General features: G+C 45.9%; 17 protein-coding genes. 10 read left to right on the top strand and 7 right to left on the bottom strand.

Annotated features, from left to right (window positions below):
- Positions 1 to 16: 16 nt before the first annotated feature.
- Positions 17 to 1,546, top strand: a complete 1,530-nt coding sequence (guaA, locus tag LZG94_RS13570) for a glutamine-hydrolyzing GMP synthase (protein WP_233792418.1) — start codon at positions 17 to 19, stop codon at positions 1,544 to 1,546.
- A gap of 62 nt (positions 1,547 to 1,608) precedes the next feature.
- On the opposite strand, the gene LZG94_RS13565 is transcribed toward guaA, so the two are convergent.
- Positions 1,609 to 1,773, bottom strand: coding sequence for a DUF1328 family protein (locus LZG94_RS13565; RefSeq protein ID WP_031526823.1), 165 nt, complete (start codon positions 1,771 to 1,773; stop codon positions 1,609 to 1,611).
- Positions 1,774 to 2,085: 312 nt separating this feature from the next.
- Here LZG94_RS13565 and LZG94_RS13560 point away from each other — a divergent pair, with 312 nt between their 5' ends.
- Complete coding sequence (locus LZG94_RS13560) at positions 2,086 to 3,948, top strand: M1 family metallopeptidase (protein WP_233792417.1); 1,863 nt, start codon at positions 2,086 to 2,088, stop codon at positions 3,946 to 3,948.
- Between the two features lies 1 nt (position 3,949).
- On the opposite strand, the gene LZG94_RS13555 is transcribed toward LZG94_RS13560, so the two are convergent.
- The 3 genes from LZG94_RS13555 to LZG94_RS13545 form a co-directional block, all read right to left on the bottom strand.
- Positions 3,950 to 6,517 carry a DUF5686 and carboxypeptidase regulatory-like domain-containing protein gene (locus LZG94_RS13555; RefSeq protein WP_233792416.1) on the bottom strand — a complete coding sequence of 856 codons (2,568 nt, stop codon included), beginning with the start codon at positions 6,515 to 6,517 and terminating at the stop codon, positions 3,950 to 3,952.
- A gap of 135 nt (positions 6,518 to 6,652) precedes the next feature.
- Positions 6,653 to 7,360, bottom strand: coding sequence for a DsbA family protein (locus tag LZG94_RS13550; RefSeq protein ID WP_233792415.1), 708 nt, complete (start codon positions 7,358 to 7,360; stop codon positions 6,653 to 6,655).
- A gap of 22 nt (positions 7,361 to 7,382) precedes the next feature.
- The gene (locus LZG94_RS13545; protein WP_233792413.1) at positions 7,383 to 8,015 is read right to left on the bottom strand and encodes an NAD(P)H-dependent oxidoreductase; all 633 of its coding nucleotides are present in this window, start codon (positions 8,013 to 8,015) and stop codon (positions 7,383 to 7,385) included.
- Positions 8,016 to 8,114: 99 nt separating this feature from the next.
- Here LZG94_RS13545 and LZG94_RS13540 point away from each other — a divergent pair, with 99 nt between their 5' ends.
- Complete coding sequence (locus LZG94_RS13540; RefSeq protein ID WP_233792412.1) at positions 8,115 to 8,483, top strand: helix-turn-helix domain-containing protein; 369 nt, start codon at positions 8,115 to 8,117, stop codon at positions 8,481 to 8,483.
- Between the two features lie 121 nt (positions 8,484 to 8,604).
- Here LZG94_RS13540 and fbaA read toward each other — a convergent pair whose 3' ends face one another.
- Entirely contained in the window at positions 8,605 to 9,684 is a 1,080-nt protein-coding gene (gene fbaA / locus LZG94_RS13535; protein ID WP_233792411.1) for a class II fructose-bisphosphate aldolase, read from the bottom strand.
- Positions 9,685 to 9,914: 230 nt separating this feature from the next.
- Here fbaA and LZG94_RS13530 point away from each other — a divergent pair, with 230 nt between their 5' ends.
- From LZG94_RS13530 to LZG94_RS13500, 7 genes are all read left to right on the top strand, one after another.
- A complete protein-coding gene (locus tag LZG94_RS13530) occupies positions 9,915 to 10,154 on the top strand; it encodes a hypothetical protein (RefSeq protein WP_233792409.1) in 240 nt (79 codons plus the stop codon).
- Positions 10,151 to 11,356 (top strand): hemolysin family protein, encoded by a 1,206-nt coding sequence (locus tag LZG94_RS13525; protein ID WP_233792407.1) that lies wholly within the window; start codon positions 10,151 to 10,153, stop codon positions 11,354 to 11,356. Before LZG94_RS13530 ends, LZG94_RS13525 begins: the two co-directional genes overlap by 4 nt.
- Before the next feature lie 20 nt (positions 11,357 to 11,376).
- Entirely contained in the window at positions 11,377 to 12,276 is a 900-nt protein-coding gene (bla, locus tag LZG94_RS13520) for a class A beta-lactamase, subclass A2 (protein ID WP_233792405.1), read from the top strand.
- 33 nt (positions 12,277 to 12,309) lie between these two features.
- Complete coding sequence (locus LZG94_RS13515; RefSeq protein ID WP_233792403.1) at positions 12,310 to 12,930, top strand: ABC transporter ATP-binding protein; 621 nt, start codon at positions 12,310 to 12,312, stop codon at positions 12,928 to 12,930.
- Between the two features lie 48 nt (positions 12,931 to 12,978).
- The gene (locus tag LZG94_RS13510) at positions 12,979 to 16,404 is read left to right on the top strand and encodes a gliding motility-associated C-terminal domain-containing protein (RefSeq protein WP_233792401.1); all 3,426 of its coding nucleotides are present in this window, start codon (positions 12,979 to 12,981) and stop codon (positions 16,402 to 16,404) included.
- Positions 16,405 to 16,456: 52 nt separating this feature from the next.
- Positions 16,457 to 16,906, top strand: a complete 450-nt coding sequence (locus LZG94_RS13505) for a DUF4920 domain-containing protein (protein WP_233792399.1) — start codon at positions 16,457 to 16,459, stop codon at positions 16,904 to 16,906.
- A 70-nt stretch (positions 16,907 to 16,976) separates the two neighbouring features.
- Complete coding sequence (locus LZG94_RS13500; RefSeq protein WP_233792397.1) at positions 16,977 to 18,755, top strand: SGNH/GDSL hydrolase family protein; 1,779 nt, start codon at positions 16,977 to 16,979, stop codon at positions 18,753 to 18,755.
- 3 nt (positions 18,756 to 18,758) lie between these two features.
- Here LZG94_RS13500 and LZG94_RS13495 read toward each other — a convergent pair whose 3' ends face one another.
- Positions 18,759 to 19,652, bottom strand: coding sequence for a 1,4-dihydroxy-2-naphthoate polyprenyltransferase (locus LZG94_RS13495; RefSeq protein WP_233792395.1), 894 nt, complete (start codon positions 19,650 to 19,652; stop codon positions 18,759 to 18,761).
- 23 nt (positions 19,653 to 19,675) lie between these two features.
- Entirely contained in the window at positions 19,676 to 20,053 is a 378-nt protein-coding gene (locus LZG94_RS13490) for a DUF5618 family protein (RefSeq protein WP_233792394.1), read from the bottom strand.
- Positions 20,054 to 20,070: the final 17 nt, after the last annotated feature.

Raw genomic sequence — 20,070 nt, 5'->3', positions numbered from 1 at the left:
TAGATAGCATATATATATGACTGAACAAATTCTGATCTTAGATTTTGGTTCACAGTATACTCAGTTAATCGCACGGCGCGTTCGTGAACTAAATGTTTATTGTGAAATCCACCCATTCAATAACTACCCCGATCTAACTCCAAATATCAAAGGTGTCATTCTCTCCGGAAGCCCTTGTTCCGTTCGGGACGCCGATTCTCCAAGAATAGATCTTGACAAATTTCGCAAAGTTGTGCCTGTTCTGGGCGTTTGCTATGGTGCACAAATGCTGGCCTTTGAGTTGGGCGGCGATGTGAAACCTTCGCAGCACCGTGAATACGGCCGCGCCAAGCTGGAAATTGACGATAATGATTCTTCTTTGCTCGCTGGGCTTTCCGACTCTTCGCAGGTTTGGATGTCACACGGCGATACCATCGTTCGCGCTCCGGAGAATTTCCATGTGATCGCTTCCACCGAATCGGTGAAAGTAGCTGCATTTAAAATTGAGGACGAGCTTACTTACGGCATTCAGTTTCACCCGGAAGTGACGCATACTACGGAAGGTAAGAAGCTGATGTACAACTTTGTAGCCAAAATTTGCGGCTGTAAGGGAGACTGGACTGCTGAGTCTTTTGTAGAACAGACGATCAGCCAGCTTCGCCAAAAACTGGGCAATGATAAGGTGGTAATGGCACTTTCCGGCGGGGTTGATTCCACGGTTGCAGCTACATTGGTTCACCAGGCAATAGGCGAAAACCTGTATTGTATTTTTGTCGATAACGGGCTTTTAAGGAAAGATGAGTTTGCAGAGGTATTGCATTCTTATCAGGATATGGGGCTGAATATCAAGGGGGTAGATTCAAGATCTCACTTTTATGAAAATCTTTCTGGATTATCCGAGCCGGAGGCGAAACGCAAAGCGATCGGTAAGTCTTTCATTGATATTTTCGATCAGGAAGCACATTTAATAGAAGATGTAAAGTGGCTTGGACAGGGAACGATCTATCCCGATGTGATCGAGTCGGTTTCTATCAACGGACCTTCCGCTACGATCAAATCGCACCACAATGTGGGCGGGTTGCCGGATTTTATGAAGTTGAAGGTTGTCGAGCCGCTCAATACACTTTTCAAAGATGAAGTTCGCGCAGTCGGCCGGACTTTGGGTATTGACGAAAAGATTTTAGGTCGTCATCCATTCCCCGGGCCCGGACTTGCGATCCGTATTTTGGGCGAGATCACGCCGGAGAAAGTGGCTATTTTACAGGAAGTCGATGCGATTTTTATCGGGGGACTCAGAAAATGGGATCTATATAAAGACGTTTGGCAGGCTGGCGCAATGCTTTTGCCTGTTCAAAGTGTGGGTGTAATGGGCGATGAGAGAACTTACGAAAGTGTAGTGGCGCTGCGTGCAGTAACTTCCATTGACGGAATGACAGCTGACTGGGCGCATTTACCATACGAATTCCTCGCAGAGGTTTCCAATGATATTATCAATAAGGTAAAAGGCGTGAACAGGGTAGTGTACGATATATCTTCCAAGCCGCCCGCAACGATTGAGTGGGAATAGGCTTAAAAACAAGAAAAGCGGTCGTAAAACCGCTTTTCTTGTTTTGTTATCTTTCCGTCACGTCAGGATCGCCCGACTCCGCGGCTTAGTAAGCTCAGTACAAATAATACAAGGAATACAAAGAACAGAATTTTAGCAATTCCGGCTGCCCCGGCAGCAATTCCTCCAAATCCAAGAACGCCCGCAATAATTGCGACGATCAGAAATATTACGGTCCATTTTAGCATGATTGATAAAGTGTTTAGTTGCTGAATAAATTTTGTAATCAGGTATTTACCAATTATGTGCCAAATCCGTCTTCACGCGAAAACCCTTTCAAAGGGCCTGAAACGTGCTTCCAGGGTTTCATTTTCTCCTTTTTTTGTAGAGAATCATGCCCATTGCCGGTGATAAAATCGCCTTTTTTCCTAGAAGTTTGACGGGAAGTGCTAGTCTGTAATCGTGAAATTTCAAACACAAACGATGTGTCAGATTCAGAGAATTTCCCGTTAATCTCATAGAGCGTTAATTTGCCTAACAACTAATTTATACCAGACCTAATGAAATTTAATGTATTGTTGCTCCTCCTGATTTCGGTGACATCGGAAGTCTCAGCGCAAAGCGACCGCTGGCAGCAGCGCGCCAAATACCAGATGGAAGTTGACTTTGATGCTACCAAACACCAATATAAAGGCAGCCAAAAGCTGATTTACAGCAACAACTCCCCGGATACGCTTCACAAGGTTTTTTATCATTTATACCTAAATGCATTTCAGCCGGGAAGTCAGATGGACGTTCGTTCGAGGACGATCAGTGATCCGGATGCACGTGTGAAAGACAGAATTTCCAAATTGTCGCCGAGTGAGATCGGTTATGAAAAGGTACTTTCTTTGAAACACAATGGAAAAGCTGTCAAATATGAAGTGGTAGGGACTATTCTTGAAGTTACATTAACCGAGAAGATCCTGCCGAAATCGCAGCATACATTTGACATGGAGTTTGAAGCGCAGGTTCCGCTGCAAATCCGTCGTACCGGACGGGACAACAGGGAAGGGATTGACTATTCGATGGCGCAGTGGTATCCCAAGATGTCAGAATATGATTACGAAGGCTGGCATGCAAACCCCTATATAGCCCGTGAATTTTACGGTATATGGGGTGATTTTGATGTAAAAATTAAAATGGACGCTGCTTACACGATCGCTGCGACCGGCTATCTGCAGAATCCCGACAAAATTGGTCACGGGTATTCTCAAAAGCCTGTTACCCACAAGCCGGGCGAAAAGCTGACCTGGCATTTCATCGCACCAGAAGTACACGATTTTATGTGGGCTGCCGATCGGAATTATAAGCATGATATTGTAAAAGTGGATAATGATTTGGATCTGCACTTTTTCTATCAGCCTGAAACAGATAGTATTGCGAGAAACTGGAAAGATATGCAGCCGCTGGCAGTGCGGTGTTTCCAGATCATGAACCAGAAATTTGGACGGTATCCTTACAAACAATATTCAGTGATCCAGGGCGGTGACGGAGGAATGGAATATCCGATGGGTACCTTGATCATGGGACGTCAGCGACTTTCTGGATTGGTGGGTGTTACCGTTCACGAGTCTATCCACAGCTGGTTCCAGATGATATTGGGTACCAACGAATCGAAATATGCGTGGATGGACGAAGGTTTCACGACTTATGCCGAGAATCTCGTGATGTCAGAGCTGTTTCCTTCCAAAAATGATGCGCAAAGAGGAAGTACTGCCAGTTACCGCAGTCTGGCGAAATCAGGCCTGGAAGAACCATTGACCACGCATTCTGACCATTATAATACAAACCGCGCTTATTCGATCGGAGCCTATTCGAAAGGAGCGGTTTTCCTGAACCAGCTTGGGTATATTATCGGACAGGAAAAGCTGGCGAGCGGCATGAAGCGGTATTTCAATGAATGGAAATTCAAGCATCCGAATCCAAATGACTTGAAAAGGATCATGGAAAAAGAGTCGGGGCTCGAATTGGACTGGTACCTGGAAGACTTCATCGGTACGACCAAAACCATCGATTACGGCATCAAGGAAGTAATTCCGAACGGCGCTCAAACGGATATTACACTCGAAAGGATCGGACAAATGCCGATGCCGCTGGATGTGGTAGTGGGTTACAAAGACGGTACCCAGGAGCATTTTTATATTCCGCTGGAAATTATGCGGGGTGAGAAAACTGAGAAATTGTATGCAAAAACCACATTGCTGACAGATTGGGGCTGGACTTATCCTGAATATAGCTTCTCGATCAATCGCAACCTGGCAGATATTACAATCATTGCGATCGATCCTAGCCAGCGGATGGCAGATATTAACCCGGAAAACAACATTTTTCCATCATTACCCAAAGGATCTCCGCGTTTCAAAGGCGAGCCCGCCAAATAGATCAGCGGCCGATCCGAATGGAAGTACCAAACCGCCAGCCCATTCCCTGGAATTTGCTGCCGTGAAACTGGGCCACCGCTTCGAGTCTGAGTATTCTTAAAATATCGTCTATTCCATAGACAACCTCCGTATAGTTGCGGATCGTCGGCACTTTCAGATAATGCAATTGCACCGTCTCTGAAATGCCGGTGGTCCGCAACGCTTCTATCCGGGTGATCACAAATCGCTGGGTCGAAAATGTGGCGTGCGCCTGTAGAAACCGCGAAGCAGTACTGTAAGTATAATAGGGCAGCATTCTGAACTGGTCGGGCGGGTAGGCGTATTGGAAGAAAAATTCATTGCCCATAAAATGCCGGAAGTCGGGGAAATACATTTGATTTTTGCTCAAAAATCCACCTCCATTGACGAAATATTCCAGGTTACTTCTTGGTCCGAGATTCAGGTTCTGGCGAATTGTACCTTGTAATAATGAGTAATCCACATCCCCGGCAAATGCGAGGCCACTTTTGTAGTTTACAATAAATGAAGGTCCCCTGCTGCGCAAATAGCGTTTTTCTCCATTCCTGACCAAAAATCTACGCCAGGGACGAATTGTTGCGGTAAGGTCCAGGATTGTCGCATTATGATCCGGAAACCCTGTATTTCTTATCTCCTTGTTCACAGGCCGGTTGGGCGTGTAGCTATATTTGTCCCAGGAGAATATCGGTTTTGCATTTTCGAGATTGAATAGCTCTTTCCGGCGCTCAAACTCCAAGCCGGCATTCAAAGTGAGAACGTCGGAGATATTGCGCAGCGTGAATTCAACTTTACCAAACTGTTTCTGATAAAGTTTCATGAAGTTGCGGTCAAAAAACCGGGCTGCCATACTGTTTGGAAGCGGCGGGATTGGATTGTTATTATTGATCTGACTCGCCATTTCCCCACCAGACAGGAACAGGCTCCATTTGTCGTTCCCCACATTGGTTTCCAGATTCCCGTAAAGCTTCTTGCGACCAACCGAATATCTGATTAACGGTCTCGCGCTCACAAAGTAAGACTTACCCCAGCGTTTTGTCCATTCGGTGATCAGATTCACCGAGTTACCCTCAACCGTATTGTAGCTGATCGCCCAGATCGGACTTTTGAAATAGAATGTGGTCCTGTTTCCAATCGAATAAGTATTGCCGGTGATCAGGTGCATTGGTTTAAAATAGAGTGAGTCGGGCCGCTTTTTATCACCTTTTGCATCTTTCACAACTTTAATACTATCCTGCATTTGATAGCTGGAAACCTCTGACTTCGTTAACGGAATCGGCCGAAGCTCCTGCCAATATGTAGTATCCCGTTTATTGGCCATTGAATCGATTACAATGGAATCCGAACGTACAAGGCGGTCATCGCTTATTGCGCCGTTGTTTTGCTTTTTCTGCTCCTTCTCATATTTTTTAGTGAGTTTCCGGAAGTTCTTGGTCGAAAATTCTCTTTGCTCTTTGATCAGGTTGTCGAGGTTTTGCTTCTGGTTTGCCGCCGCAGTTTCAGGAGTATTTTTATGGTCGTTAATCACAATATCCTCTTTCAGCCCCGGATCCACGTCCAATTTCTGATAGGTTAACGAAACGAGATATTTAAACTCCCCTGCAAAGCCTACATAGCTACCATCCAGCCTGAATTGCTGATTCACAGGTATCCACACATTTTGTATCGGACTAAAAATCTGCTTGGCCGAAATGTTCAAACCGCGTGTGGTAGTTTGCAAATCGTAGCTATGAATTGCCCAGCGGTCTTCGAGAATAAATAAACTGCCTTTAAAAACACCCTCTCCGTAAGCTTTCGGAATAACCCTGATCTTATTCACCATTTGTCCCTGGTCTTCAAAATATCCCTCATATTCGAAACGATAATAGGAAAATGCTTTGGGCGAAAGAGGAGAGATCGTACCGGCAATCTCGGGGCTGTATAAGCTGGCCAGAATGTAATCGTTCGGAGAGGGAATGCTGTTGTCGAGGCTGTTTCTGGTGGATAAAATCCGCTGACTGTAATGGTTGGGGCGGCGGTATTTGATCTCGGCAACGCTTTCATTAATAAACGCTTTGCCTTCCTGAATACCTTCTTTCTTCAAACGCTTTTCCAGTAAATAGGGAATTTTGGTAGGCAGCGCTGTACTTCTTGAATATACTTTCGCGGTATAACCTCTTAGTTGAAGTTGGTGAAAACGAGCCTTCGCAATTGCCCGCCGCATGATACTGTATGCGGGATCTTCCTTGGATTTGCCTACTGTCGCTTCATTGAGATTCAGCGCCTGCTCTTCCATCGTCACATTCAGTTCGACGAAATCTGCGGCAATTGTTACGGTTTTGGTCAGACTTTTGAAACCTAGGTATTGAAAGATGATCTCATAGTTGCCGGCAGGCAGTGAAAACTGGTATTCACCGTCTGCATTCGCCATCGTACCATCGCTGCTTCCCTTGACCGCAATCCCTGCGTAGGGAAGAGATTCGCCATTTTTGGTACTGATTTTTCCTTTGATCCCGCCGGCATTTGAGAATCCACAAGTTGTGGCAAGCAGCAGAAATAGAAATGCAAAACGCATAGGTTGTTCGTGAAAGTCCTGATAGAAACGGATAACTCTCTCACAACATAACCATACCAGCGGAATTTAATATAGTAAGTACACAAAAAAGCAGCATTCCTGTGCTTGAAATGCTGCTTTTAAAGATTTTCGATTTTAATCACACTGTCCGTCCGGCGTGCAGCTTGCCCCATCTCCCAGAGCTACCAAAGGTGCGGGATTTAATTTTTCCCATTCTCCGAAAGACTGCTCCAATGCGGCCAGAAAAGCTTCCGAAGGCTGCGCTCCTGACACTGCATATTTACGGTCGAGCACAAAGAACGGCACTCCCCGCGCACCAACCTGCTGCGCCTCGTACACATCTTTGCGCACATCTTCACTGAAACGTGTTCCTTCCAGAACAGCTCTCAGCTCAGCGGAATCGAGCCCTATGAAAGCTCCCAGTTCGACGAGTGTATCGTGGTCGGCGGTATTTTTTCCGTCTGTAAAGTAGGCTTTGAAAAGCTGCTCTTCGGCTTGGTCGCCTAGTCCTTTTGTCTTCGCAAATTGTAAAAAACGGTGCGCATCGAAAGAATTGGCGAGTACTGCTTTGTCCATATTATATTCCAGGCCCACTTCTGCCGCCATATTGGTAACGTGATCATTCATCTGCTGGGCATATTCAGGGGTCCAGCCTTTGGTTTCGGCCAAATATTCGTTAATACCTTTTCCCGGCTCAGTCTTCATTTCCGGGTTTAGCTGGAAACTTTTCCATTCCACCTGGATCTTGTCTTTATGTGGAAATTCAGCTAATGCATTTTCAAATTTCCTTTTCCCGATATAGCAGAACGGGCACATTACATCACTCCAAATTTCAACTTTCATGCTGCTGCTGTTTTCAATTTGCCTATAAGGTAATAAAGAATTCTTCATGAGGCCTTCTGACCTTTTTCGCTTTTACCAGCGGATCATTTTCCGGGTCGCGGTAGCCGAGGGTCACAATCACGACGCTGCGCAATCCTTTTTCCTTCAATCCTAAAATTTCATCCAAAGCCGGCCCGTTAAAACCTTCCATTGGCGTGGCGTCAACCTGCTCTACCGCGGCAGCTACCAATGCATGTCCAAGTCCGATATACGCCTGGCGAGCAGACCACTGGAAATTATCTTCCTCACTTCTGTTCAATATCCCGCCGTTAATGCTGTTTTGGAACGCAGACAGCGATTCCGTAGTGATGCCGCGCGTTTCTGCGATCAGTTTAATGTAATCTGAAATGTTCTCGTGTGTGACTTTTTCCCAAGCTGCAAACACCAGCAGGTGAGACGATTCCAGCACCTGCGGTTGTGGCGCGGCGGCTTGATGAATCTTTTCTTTTAATGCTTTTTCTTTGATAACCAACACATTATAAGGCTGCAAGCCCACAGACGAAGGTGCCAGATTGATTGATTCCAGGATATTATCCAGTTTTTCTTCCGGTACAATTTGTCCGTTCATGCGTTTGACGGCGTAACGCCATTTCAATTTATCTATGAGATCGCTCATTTTTTGTTGTGCTTTAATTAATAACTGTGCAAACTTATTGATTTAAGCTATACATTTGTAAGTACTATACAAAAGGATAGTTAAACAAGTTCAGAGATCATGAAGAATGGAGAGGTAACCATAGAGGGACATACCTTAGGGGAATGCACCAAAAGCATATTGCCCGTGCGCGACGCGCTGGAAGTGCTGAGTGGCAAATGGAAATTGCCGATTATCATCTCATTGATGTTTGGGAACAAACGTTTTTCCCAGATCGCACGCGAGGTACCGGGCATTACAGACAAAATGTTATCCAAAGAATTACGCGACCTCGAATGCAACGAGCTCGTAAAACGCACCGTTTTCGACTCAATTCCGGTCGTAGTCGAATATTCACTCACTGAGTACGGACACTCGCTCAAAGTGGTAATTGAAGTATTGCGAGAGTGGGGATCAAAGCACCGGGAAAGGATGATGGTGGAGGCGTAAGATGCTTTGTCTTCCAGATTCTGTTCTACTAAAATTGAAACTGCCAAAGGCAAAAACCTCAAACAAAAAAAAGCAACCCGCGAAGGTTGCTTTTTTGCAATAATATAAATTCGAGAAAGAATTATCCCAGCTGATTAATGCAGTTCAGATCTTCGAATGCCACTTTCAGGCGTGCGATCATGCTTTCTTCGCCTTTGCGTAACCATACACGTGGGTCGTAGTATTTTTTGTTTGGTGAATCAGGACCATTTGGATTACCCAATTGTGTCTGCAGGAAGCCTTCGTTTTCTTTGTAGTATTTCAAAAGACCTTCCCAGGTTGACCATTGCATATCTGTATCGATATTCATTTTGATCGCTCCGTATTCGATCGCCTCGCGGATTTCTTCACGTGAAGAGCCTGATCCTCCGTGGAATACGAAGTTAACCGGCAACTCGGCAGTCGCGAATTTTTCCTGAATGAAATTTTGTGAGTTACGAAGAATTTTCGGCTCCAATTTCACATTACCCGGCTTGTAAACGCCGTGCACATTTCCGAATGCAGCTGCAATCGTGAAGTTGGGTGAAATTTTAGATAGCTCTTCGTAAGCGTAAGCAACTTCCTCAGGCTGGGTATATAATTTCGAGCTGTCCACATCGCTGTTGTCAACACCATCTTCTTCTCCACCGGTTACACCCAATTCAATTTCAAGTGTCATGCCGATTTTCGCCATTCTTTCGAAATATTTAGCGCAAGTCTCGATGTTTTCTTCAAGCGGCTCTTCCGAAAGATCCAGCATGTGAGAGCTGTAAAGTGGTTTTCCGTACTGGTCGAAGTGTTTTTCACCGGCATCCAGCAATCCGTCGATCCATGGAAGCAATTTTTTAGCGCAGTGGTCGGTATGTAAAATGACTGGAACTCCGTAAAGCTCAGCCATTTGGTGTACGTGCATCGCACCTGAAATACCTCCTGCAATAGCCGCCTGCTGATTTGCATTTGAAAGGCTTTTTCCTGCGTAGAATATAGCGCCTCCGTTAGAAAACTGAATGATAACCGGGCTGTTGACCGATTTCGCAGTTTCCAGAACCGCATTCACTGAATTGGTCCCTACTACGTTAACTGCCGGAAGGGCGTAATTGTTTTGATTGGCGTGACGGAAGATTTCGCTTACTCCATCTCCGGTGACAACACCGGCTGCAAAGCGTTTAGTGGTTTCGCTCATAGTAACTTATAATATTTTTTCAAGAAATGATTTGGCAATTCAGATATAAAAAAGGAACTGCGTAGCAAGACCCGCAAGTTAGGTATTTTACATAAAATGGAGGAGAAACAGGCGGTTTATTCTGAGTTAAAACGAACATTTATCAACTTATAACCGTTTTGGCACAATCTGTGTATCTTTGAATCTGGCGGCTTTACAGGTTGCCGGATTGTCTATTTCTTCTTTTTATAATGAATTCAAAACTTTCCAGAACCATACTCCTCGCATTGGCACTCGGCTTTTTTGTGGTTTGGGTATTGGAATTCCGCCGGGCCGGACTTTTTGAAAGTTACTGGCTTTTATTATTGAGTATTGTTTGCGTGCTATTTTTTCAGTTCAGCAGATTGAAAGCCGCAGCGGCCGCGGGCAAGAAGGCCAAACCGGAGGTTCCGGCTACTAAACCGCAGCCGCGGAAAACCGCAAAAAAATGAACACAATTTCACTTGGCCTGACCCTGTTTTTCTTCATCCTCGCCGGCTATTTCGGTGCGGTAAGATCTGTGCTGCTGGATATTTCGATGGACAGATATTCATTCCGTCACGAAAAAATAGAAGAAGTTACCCAAACACTTTACTGGCGCCGGATCCTGCGCATGATCCGGCTCCTGGCTGTGGCGCTCGGCTGTTTTATGGCGATCGTCACCATTTATCCTTACCTGGCGCTGCATTCTGGCTTTCAGGAAATGTTGCTGGTAACCGGACTTTTCGCCGGCCTCGCAAGTATCTGGATGCTATGTTATACGAGTTGGGTTAAAGTCGGCCGCAGCTTTCCCCGCATTCTTGATCTCACTGCCTTTCCGGTGAGGCTGGGGGAGTGGCTAATGACGCCGCTGTATTGGGTTGTGGAGCCTTTTGTGAAAGAAAATATCCTGAATGCGTCCCTGCGGGACGATATTATCTCAGCCGACGATCCAGATTTCGACGATCACAGTATTGAGGAGAGGATGTTTATCAATGCTTTGGATTTCAAGGATTTGCGTATCCGGGATTGTATGATTCCGCGGACCGAGATTTCGGCAGTGAATGTGAATGCAAGCATTGAAGATCTGCGGACTGCATTCCTGTCCAGCGGGCATTCCAAAATTATCGTACATAAAGAATCCGTTGACGAAGTATTGGGTTACTGCCACGCACTGGCGCTTTTCAAGAAACCGAAAGAGATCAGTAATATCATCACGCCGATCATGATCGTGCCGGAAGCAATGCCCGCGCGGGACCTGATGCTGCGGTTTTTGGAGGAAAGAAGAAGTCTGGCATTGGTAGTGGACGAATTCGGAGGTACTTCGGGGCTGATCAGTGTGGAAGATGTGGTAGAGCAGATTTTTGGGGAAATTCAGGATGAATATGATACTACCGAAGACTGGACCGAGCGCCAGCTTGACGATCACAATTACATACTTTCCGCCCGTCACGAACTCGATTATCTGAATGAAAAATACGGCTGGGAATTACCTGAAGGCGACTATGATACACTTGCCGGTATGCTTATCCATTTTTACGGCGATTTGCCCGATGTGAACGAAACAGTAAGTATCCCGCCATTTTCATTCCAGGTTGTGTCAATGCAGGATACACGCATTGAGCTGGTGAAACTGACGATTGAGGAGAAGAATAAAAAATCTGACAAAATTTAAAGCTGCTATTACGCCCAAATATGACCCGAAGTATCTTCGTCCACCTGCTGATTATCTGCTGCGTTTTTTTTACCACACCCATATTCGCTCAAAACGATGCATTCAAGGCTGAGCTGGCCACTATTTCGAAAGAAGCAAATGGCACGGTAGGAATTGGAATCATGGATTTGAAAACCGGAAAAACAACGATTCAGCATGGCGATCACAAATTTCCGATGCAGAGCGTTTTCAAATTTCCACTTGCAATGGCAGTCCTTGATCAGGTTGACAAAGGGAAAATTACATTGACCCAAAAAGTGCGTATTACAAAGGAAGATCTGCTGCCAAAGACGCACAGCCCGATGAAAGATAAATATCCGGAGGGAAATATTGATTTGACAGTAGCTGATCTGCTGAGCTATACCGTTTCAGAAAGCGACAATATAGCTTGTGACCTGCTGTTTAAACTGGCCGGCGGTACCAAAGTTGTCAACGATTATGTACACAAACTCGGCGTCAAAGACATTGAAATCGTAGCAAATGAGGAGGAAATGACCAAAGGCTGGGATATTCAATACAAAAATTTCAGTACGCCGGGGGCGATGCTGCAGTTGCTTTCCGTCTTTTATAAAGGCAAAAATCTTTCAAAAGCAAGCAGCGATTATCTTTGGAAAATCATGATTGCAGGACCGACAGGCGCTAATCGAATTAAATCTCAATTACCTGAAAACACCATCGTCGCGCATAAAACCGGCACTTCTGGCAAGAACGAAAAAGGTACCTACGCGGCCACAAATGATGTTGGGATTGTGAAATTGCCGGGTGGAAAAGACCTCGCAATTGTCGTGTTCGTCTCCGATTCTAATGCCGATATTGAAAGGCGCGAGCTCGTTATTGCAAAGGTCGCGAAGGCAGCGGCGGAACATTTTCCTTCAAAATAATCCTTTTATTAAAAAGGCTGAAAACTTCGAATTGTGCGGATATCTGTCGAGAAACTGGGAAAGAAATTTGTGAAGGAGTGGATTTTCCGCAATGCTACTTTCGAGCTTTTGGCAGGTCAGACTTACACTTTTGTGGGGCCAAATGGAAGCGGCAAGTCTACTTTGCTGCAACTGCTAACCGGCATGGTACCCGCCACGGAAGGCAAAATCAGCTATTACGACGCTCATAATAAGGAAATTGAAGACGATCTCTGGTACAGGCAGCTCGTCATTGCGGCGCCTTATCTTGAACTGATCGAAGAGTTTACATTACGCGAGCTGGTCGAATTTCATATCAAGTTCAAGCCACTCAAAAACAAGCTTTCAGTTAAGGATTTCGAAGAAATTGTGCAGCTTTCCCACGCGAAAGACAAGGTAATCCGCCATTTTTCTTCGGGCATGAAACAGCGCGTTAAGCTGGGACTTGCATTCATGTCCGACGTCCCTATTATTTTTCTCGACGAACCCACTACCAATCTGGATGTCCAGGGTATTCAATGGTACCTGGACCACGTGACGGATTATACTCAAAATCAGCTTGTTTTGCTCGGTTCGAACGTAAAACAGGAATATGAATTTTGTGAAAATATCATATCGGTTTCTGCGTTCAAATAGGATACGAGCACTTTTTCTATGCACAAAACTTTACGGTTAACTCTTGTAATGCTTTCGATGCTGGCCTTTATGGCTGGAAAAACGCGGGCTGGCGGTATGTATTTCATTGAGAACCGAGGTCAGTGGGAAAAGGATATCCTGTACCGCGCCGAAATTCCCGGCGGCTTCCTTTTTCTGAAAAGCCAGTCGATGGTATATGTGCTTTACGATGCCGCTCCGATAGCCGCGCGCCACGCTAAAACGCCCGTTATTTCCCCCGCGGCCCGCCAAAATCCGACTACCTCCAATATCGCTGCACACGGCGTGGAAGTGAAGTTCAACAATGCCGCGAGCGACGTAAGGCACACGCCGAAAAGTCCGGTTCAAACCAGTTTTAGCTATTTTTTGGGTAAAGAAGAAAGCAAGTGGGTAGGTAATGTGCGGGGTTTTGAAGAGGTAGTTTATGAAAATATCTACGCCGGAATTGATCTCCGCGTGTATATCCACAGGTCAAAACTGAAATATGAATTTGTTGTCCGCCCGAATGCAGATCCTTCTCAGATCAGAATGCAATACGTTGGCGCTGAGCAGGTTTCGTTAAGCAGCGAGCGGCAGATTATCGTGAAAACTTCGGTGGGCCAGTTTCGGGAAGCAGAGCCCTATTCATTTCAAAACATTAATAATAAGGCAGTCGAAGTACCTTCTGCATTCTCGCTTTCGGGAAATACGGCGCAATTTATTCTACCAAAAGGCTACCAGAAAAACGCGGCTCTGACCATTGATCCTGAGCTGATTTTTTCCACCTATTCCGGCGCGGTTTCTGATAACTGGGGCCACACGGCGACGTATGATGCGGAGGGTAACCTGTATTCAGGCGGTACTATTTTCGGCGCAAACTTTCCGGCTACGGTAGGTGCGTTTCAGGTGAAGTTTGAAGGATCGGTTGACGTTTCGATCATGAAGTTCACGCCCGACGGAAAGGATCTGGTTTATGCTACATTTCTGGGCGGAGACGATACGGAAGTTCCTAACAGTCTGATAGTCAATTCTAGAAAAGAACTCTTAATTCTTGGTACAACTTCTTCCAAAGACTTCCCCACGCGGACAACTGCTTTTCAGCGTGCATTTGGCGGCGGCAATAAGGTAGTTCCTATTTCAGGTCTGGATTTGAACAATGGGGCAGATATTTACATCTCAAAATTAAGTGCAGACGGAAAGCAACTTGCTGCATCCACTTATCTGGGCGGCTCGGGAAACGATGGCGTAAGCAGCTCAGAATCATTCACAATCCGGAATTATGGCGACGCTTTTCGGGGTGAGATTGTGGTAGATGAAACAGACAATGTACTGATCGTTACTTCGACAAGTTCGACCAACTTTCCACTTAAAAATCCGGTACAAAACCGAATGCTCGGCGCACAGGATGGAACCGTTTCCAAGCTCGATCCGGGGCTTTCCACGTTGCTTTGGAGTACTTATATTGGTGGTGAAAAAGAGGATGCAGCCTATTCTCTGAAATCGCTTCCGGGGGGAACTGTATATGTCGCAGGTTTTACAAAAAGCAGCGCATTATCCAGTACATCAGGATCTTATCAGAAAAACCTGAAAGGAACTGAGGATGCATTTATTGCCAGATATACCGCGGACAAGCTGGTAGCGCTCACCTACGCGGGTACCGAAAAAGAAGATGGAGCCTATTTGCTCGATACCGACGCGAACGGAAATGTGTATTTCTACGGACTGACCACGGGCGATTATCCGGTTAGTCAGGGCGTTTACCAAAATGCTAAAAGTGGCCAGTTCATTCACGCATTGGATGCCACACTCTCGAAAAGTGTTTTCTCAACGATTATCGGCTCAGGCCGAGGTACTCCGGACATTTCCCCGACAGCCTTTCTGGTCAGCGAATGCGGCAATATTTATATTGCAGGCTGGGGTGGAGATGTGAACAGGACTACAAACAGCAATATGTTGAGCAGCACCAATGGTTTGCCGGTAACCGAAGACGCTATTCAACCGGGCACGAATGGAAACAATTTTTACATCGCAATTCTCGAACAGGGTATGAAATCGCTGCTTTATGCGACTTATTTTGGTAGTCAAAGTAAGGACGAGCAGATCCAGGGCGATCATGTGGACGGCGGTACCAGCCGCTTTGATAAAAACGGAACGATATACCATGCTACCTGCGCGTGCGGCGGCAGTCATTTTCCCGTAACCCCGCAAGCCTGGTCGGAGGAAAATAATAGCGACAACTGCAATAATGCGGCTTTTAAGATAGATATCGACCGGTTGGAAGCGAAGTTTGACGTGTATGCTGGTAGTAAAAAAGATGTACTCCGCGGCTGCGCACCACTCGCTCTAACCTTCGTGAATATGAGCGAAGGCGGCATTGATTATATATGGGAGGTAAGTGGCAACACCATTTCGAGGGAAGATGAGCAGGCGGAATATACATTTGCAACGCCGGGTGAATATAAGGTTACTTTAAAAGCATACAACCGGCTGAGCTGCAAGCGTATAGATGTGGCGGAGAAAACTATCATTGTAGAAACACTGAATGCAAAAGTGACTGCGGATACTGCGGTTTGTGAAAATTCTAATGTGAAATTACTCGCGGAAGGAGGTACCGAATACAAATGGTCGCCCGCGACGGGATTAAGCAGCACAACCGTTGCCAATCCGACCGCAATCGTGAAAGAAACGACCGAATACAGCGTGGAGATCAGCAATGCGAGCGGCTGTAAGGTGACCAAGCAGGTGAAAGTATTAGTTGAAAAAAAGGCTGATTTTGTTGAAATGGCAGATACCGAAGCTTGTCAGGGCGCCTCGGTTGTGCTCACAGTCGCCGGCGACGCACCAGAATACAAGTGGTTTCCGGCAAAAGGGTTACCCGAAACGATTGGTAAAAGTGTGACCGTCAAACCCGAAGAAACGACGACTTACACCGTGGAGGGGCTTTACGCCGACGGTTGCCGGCCGATCCGGGAAATAACTGTTAAGGTAGATAAAACGCACGCGCCTGACTTCGAAGTGGTGACTTCCGGCGGCGCATGCAACGAGCCTTTTTCCTATTCGATAAACAACAAAACCGCGAATGCACAGCGTTTTGAGTGGAATTTGGGTAAGGGAAATACGGTAACTGATAAGGATATCGGCGAATATCAATATGAAACGCCGGGAGAATATGTCGTTACTTTAACTTCCTATAATGCAGCCGGTTGTCCTCTCAAAACGGAGAAAAAGGTCGTCGCTTCCCCGCCTTTTACCTTAACCAATGTAATTACGCCAAATGGTGATGGTAAGAATGATTTCTTCATTGTACCCGTTTCGCCTTCGTCGCTGGAAGTTTTTAACCGGTGGGGGAAATCGGTTTACAAGGCTGCTGATTACAAAAACGATTGGGGAAAAGGGATCGCAAATGGGACTTATTTTTATGTGGTCGACACGCCGCAGGGTAATCACTGCAAGGGTTGGGTAGAGGTATTGGAGTAAACCACTTATCTTGCAATCAGGTTATTAATTGAAACACAAATCACTTAATTCAATGAAAAAACTATTCATACTACTATCTCTTGCGGTGGCCGGTTTTGCCGCAAATGCGCAAAATGCAAGTACCTTCGGAAAAGAAGTCAATGACAAAAAAGCGATCGAAGCTTCCGCGCTTCCTGCCAAAATGGGTGATAAGACCGAAATGGAGGCCAAAGTGAGCGGCACGGTAGAATCTGTTTGCCAGGTGAAAGGTTGCTGGATGAAAGTGAAAATGGATAATGGTGAAACAATGCGGGTGATGTTCAAGGACTACGCATTCTTTGTTCCAAAAGATATAGCCGGCAAAACGGTAGTGTTTGAAGGGGAGGCGCAAAAGAAAATGGTTCCGGTCGAGCATTTGCAGCATTATGCCAAAGATGCGGGTCAGAGCAAGGAAGAAATCGCGAAAATCACAGAACCAAAGCAGGAATTGACCTTTATTGCAGACGGTGTTCTGGTAAAATAGTTTTCAGAAATACGAAAGAAATATTCAGGTGGATACTTTGTAGCAATACAAGGTATCCATTTTTGTTTTTATGAAGATCAAAGTTCTCTCTTTCGCCCTGCTGTTTTGCTGTTCCAGCGCATTCGCTCAAAATGTAAGGATCAATTGGTGGAACCCTCAAAGTGCTGCATTTCCTGTGATAGAAGGTCGGGCCTGGCAGGGTAAGGATTTGAAAAATCCGTATGACCGGTTACCGGCAAAGGCCGAAAAGACTGTGAGAGAGGCGGTTTGGGGTTTGTCAAACCAATCGTCGGGGTTGATGATCCGCTTCCGTTCCAATTCACCCGAGATCAAAGTGCGCTATACTGTGGGCGGCGGCCATGCATTGCCCCACATGCCAGCAACCGGCGTGAGTGGAGTCGACTTGTATGCGATTAGCAGTGACGGGGAGGCGCGCTGGGCAGCGGGCAAATATGCATTCGGAGATACGATAACTTACAATTTTCGCGGGCTTGCGGGCAACGATAATTATCACAAAAAAGGGCGGGAGTACCGGCTGTTTTTACCATTATATAACAATGTGAAGTGGCTGGAAATCGGCACGCCGGAAGGGACCGAGTTTACAGCACTGCCAGTGCGGCCAGATCAGCCTATTGTCGTTTATGGTACTTCCATTGCGCAAGGAGCCTGCGCTTCGCGGCCGGGTATGGCCTGGACTTCCATATTAAGCCGGAAAATGGACCGGCCGCTTATTAACCTGGCTTTTTCGGGAAATGGAAGACTGGAAAAAGAGGTAGTGGAGCTGGTCAATGAAATTGACGCAAAGGTTTTTATCCTGGATTGTCTGCCCAACCTGACGATCCGCCCGGGATCCGAATTGGCGGTAACTGCGGAAGAGGTGAGAAGCCGGATTTTGACTTCCGTAAAGTCGATTCGTGAAAAACATCCTGCGACACCTATTGTGCTCGCCGAACACGCAGGTTATACGGACGAAGAGCTTAATCCGCAGAGTAAAAACTTTTACCAGGAAGTAAATGAGATACTAAAAAATGCATTTGCGCAGCTCAAATCAGAAGGAATTGAGAATTTGTATTTGATCTCTAAAAAGGATTTTAATCAGGATATTGAAACGACGGTCGACGGTACGCACCAGACGGATCTTGGTATGATGCGTTATGCGGAAGGTTATGAAAAGCATTTGCGCAATGTGCTGCATGAATATACTGGTGAAGCTTCGACAACAAAGCCCATTATCCAGCTGCGGGAACTTAATAACTACGATTGGGAAGCGCGGCATCTGGCTGTTTTAGAGCATAATAAGAAGTCTTCGCCGGAAGTAGTTGTAATAGGAAATTCCATTACGCATTTCTGGGGCGGGCTACCGAAAGGGCCGCGGGCGGTGGGAGAGGAATCCTGGAACAAAACATTTGGGAAGAGTTCGGTTAATATGGGTTACGGCTGGGATCGAATTGAAAATGTGCTTTGGCGGATTTACCACGGAGAGCTGGATGGTTTTAATGCAAAGCAGATTGTAGTTAACATTGGCACCAATAACCTGCATTTGAATACCGATGCTGAGATTGTGGAAGGCTGGAAGTTGCTGATCAGTGCATTGAAGTACCGTCAACCCAAAGCGAAGATTACCTTTTCAGGTATTTACCCAAGGCGCGCCCAGGAGCAACGCGTGGTGCTTTTGAATGAGCAGCTGGCACAATTAGCGGGTCAAGAAAACATCGGATTTATCGATCCGGGAAAAGTATTCTTGGATAAAGAAGGTAAGATCGACGAGGCGCTGTTTGGCGATGGATTGCATCCGAATGCAAAAGGATATGAGTTGCTGGGGAATGCGATCAAGTCTGCCGTAAAATAACAGTTACAGAATAACTCCAATCCCGAAAAGAATAACGAAAAACAGCGTCGACAGCGCCATTTGTTTCAGATAGGGATCGAGTTCCTGAGCCTTCGTCAGTTTCGAAACAGCCAGGCCGTTTTTGATAAATAATGGGAAGCTGAGCAGGAACAGCAGATTTTGGATTCCGGAAAAATGCAGGAAAGTGTAAAGTGAAACGCAAAGCATGCCTGTGATTAAAATAAGCCAGTGATAAGCGATCGCTTTTTCGCGTCCGAGGCGAACTGGAATTGAATTTTTGCCGGTAGCGCGATCGGATTCAATATCGCGGATGTTATTGATATTCAAAACTCCAACTGCAAAAAGACCGCAACTGGATGCAGGAAGCAATAATGACCAGTCCCAAAGGTGTGTGTGAAGGTAACTGCTGCCTAATACGCCCACCCAGCCGAAGAAGATCAGCACAGACAAATCGCCCAATCCAACGTACCCGTAGGGACGTTTTCCCGCGGTGTATGTAATCGCGGCGATAATACAGGCGACGCCTATTCCCAAAAACACCCAGAATGCATTCTTAGGTGCGTCGTTTAGTGCGATAATGAGCAGCGAAATGCCGGAAATTAATGCGAGTGCTGAGAACCAGACAATCGCACGCAGCATCAGCGAGGCAGTAATATGGCCTGAATGCACAGCCCGGCGCGGCCCTTCTCTCAATTCAGTATCTTTTCCGTTGACAGCATCGCCATAATCATTGGCAAAATTGGAAAGCACCTGTAAAATAATGGTGGTAAGTACACTCAAAGCTGCAACCGACCAGTGAAAATCGCCCGTCGAGGCAGCCAGAAAGCAGCCCATGATTATGCACGAAAGCGAAAGTGGTAATGTTCTCGGCCGGGCGGCCTCAAGCCAGGGATTCATTTAATTTTAAAATGTAGGGAGATTCAGGCTTGTGTTTTCTGCTCAGCCCAATTAATAATTTTTTCTGCAAGGTACAGACCTTCCGTCGAAACTGAGGCTCTTAATATTCCATCGTAGCTCATGGAAAGGTGTAGAATATCGTAAACCGCCATAAAGTCTGAGAGAACCTTTTTATCGAGAACAGATAATTCCTTCTGATACCATTCCAGGCTCTTTCTGGTTTTCTTCTTCTTATCACCCAAAATACTGTCTAACGCAACCAGAACACCAGCATATGCAGTATGTCCGGCCATTTTTACATATTTTCTGTCCTGATAGTATCCGTCTTCCTTTTGCGCTTTTTCACTGAGAATCGTTTTTGCATTCGACAGGTAGCGTTTCGCTTCGATAATGTCCTTCATTGTAATGTGTGTTTGAT

This window comes from Dyadobacter sp. CY343 (assembly GCF_021390335.1).
GTDB lineage: Bacteria > Bacteroidota > Bacteroidia > Cytophagales > Spirosomataceae > Dyadobacter.
Note: the sequence above shows the minus strand (reverse complement) of the source record. Positions and strands in the feature narration are given on the sequence as shown.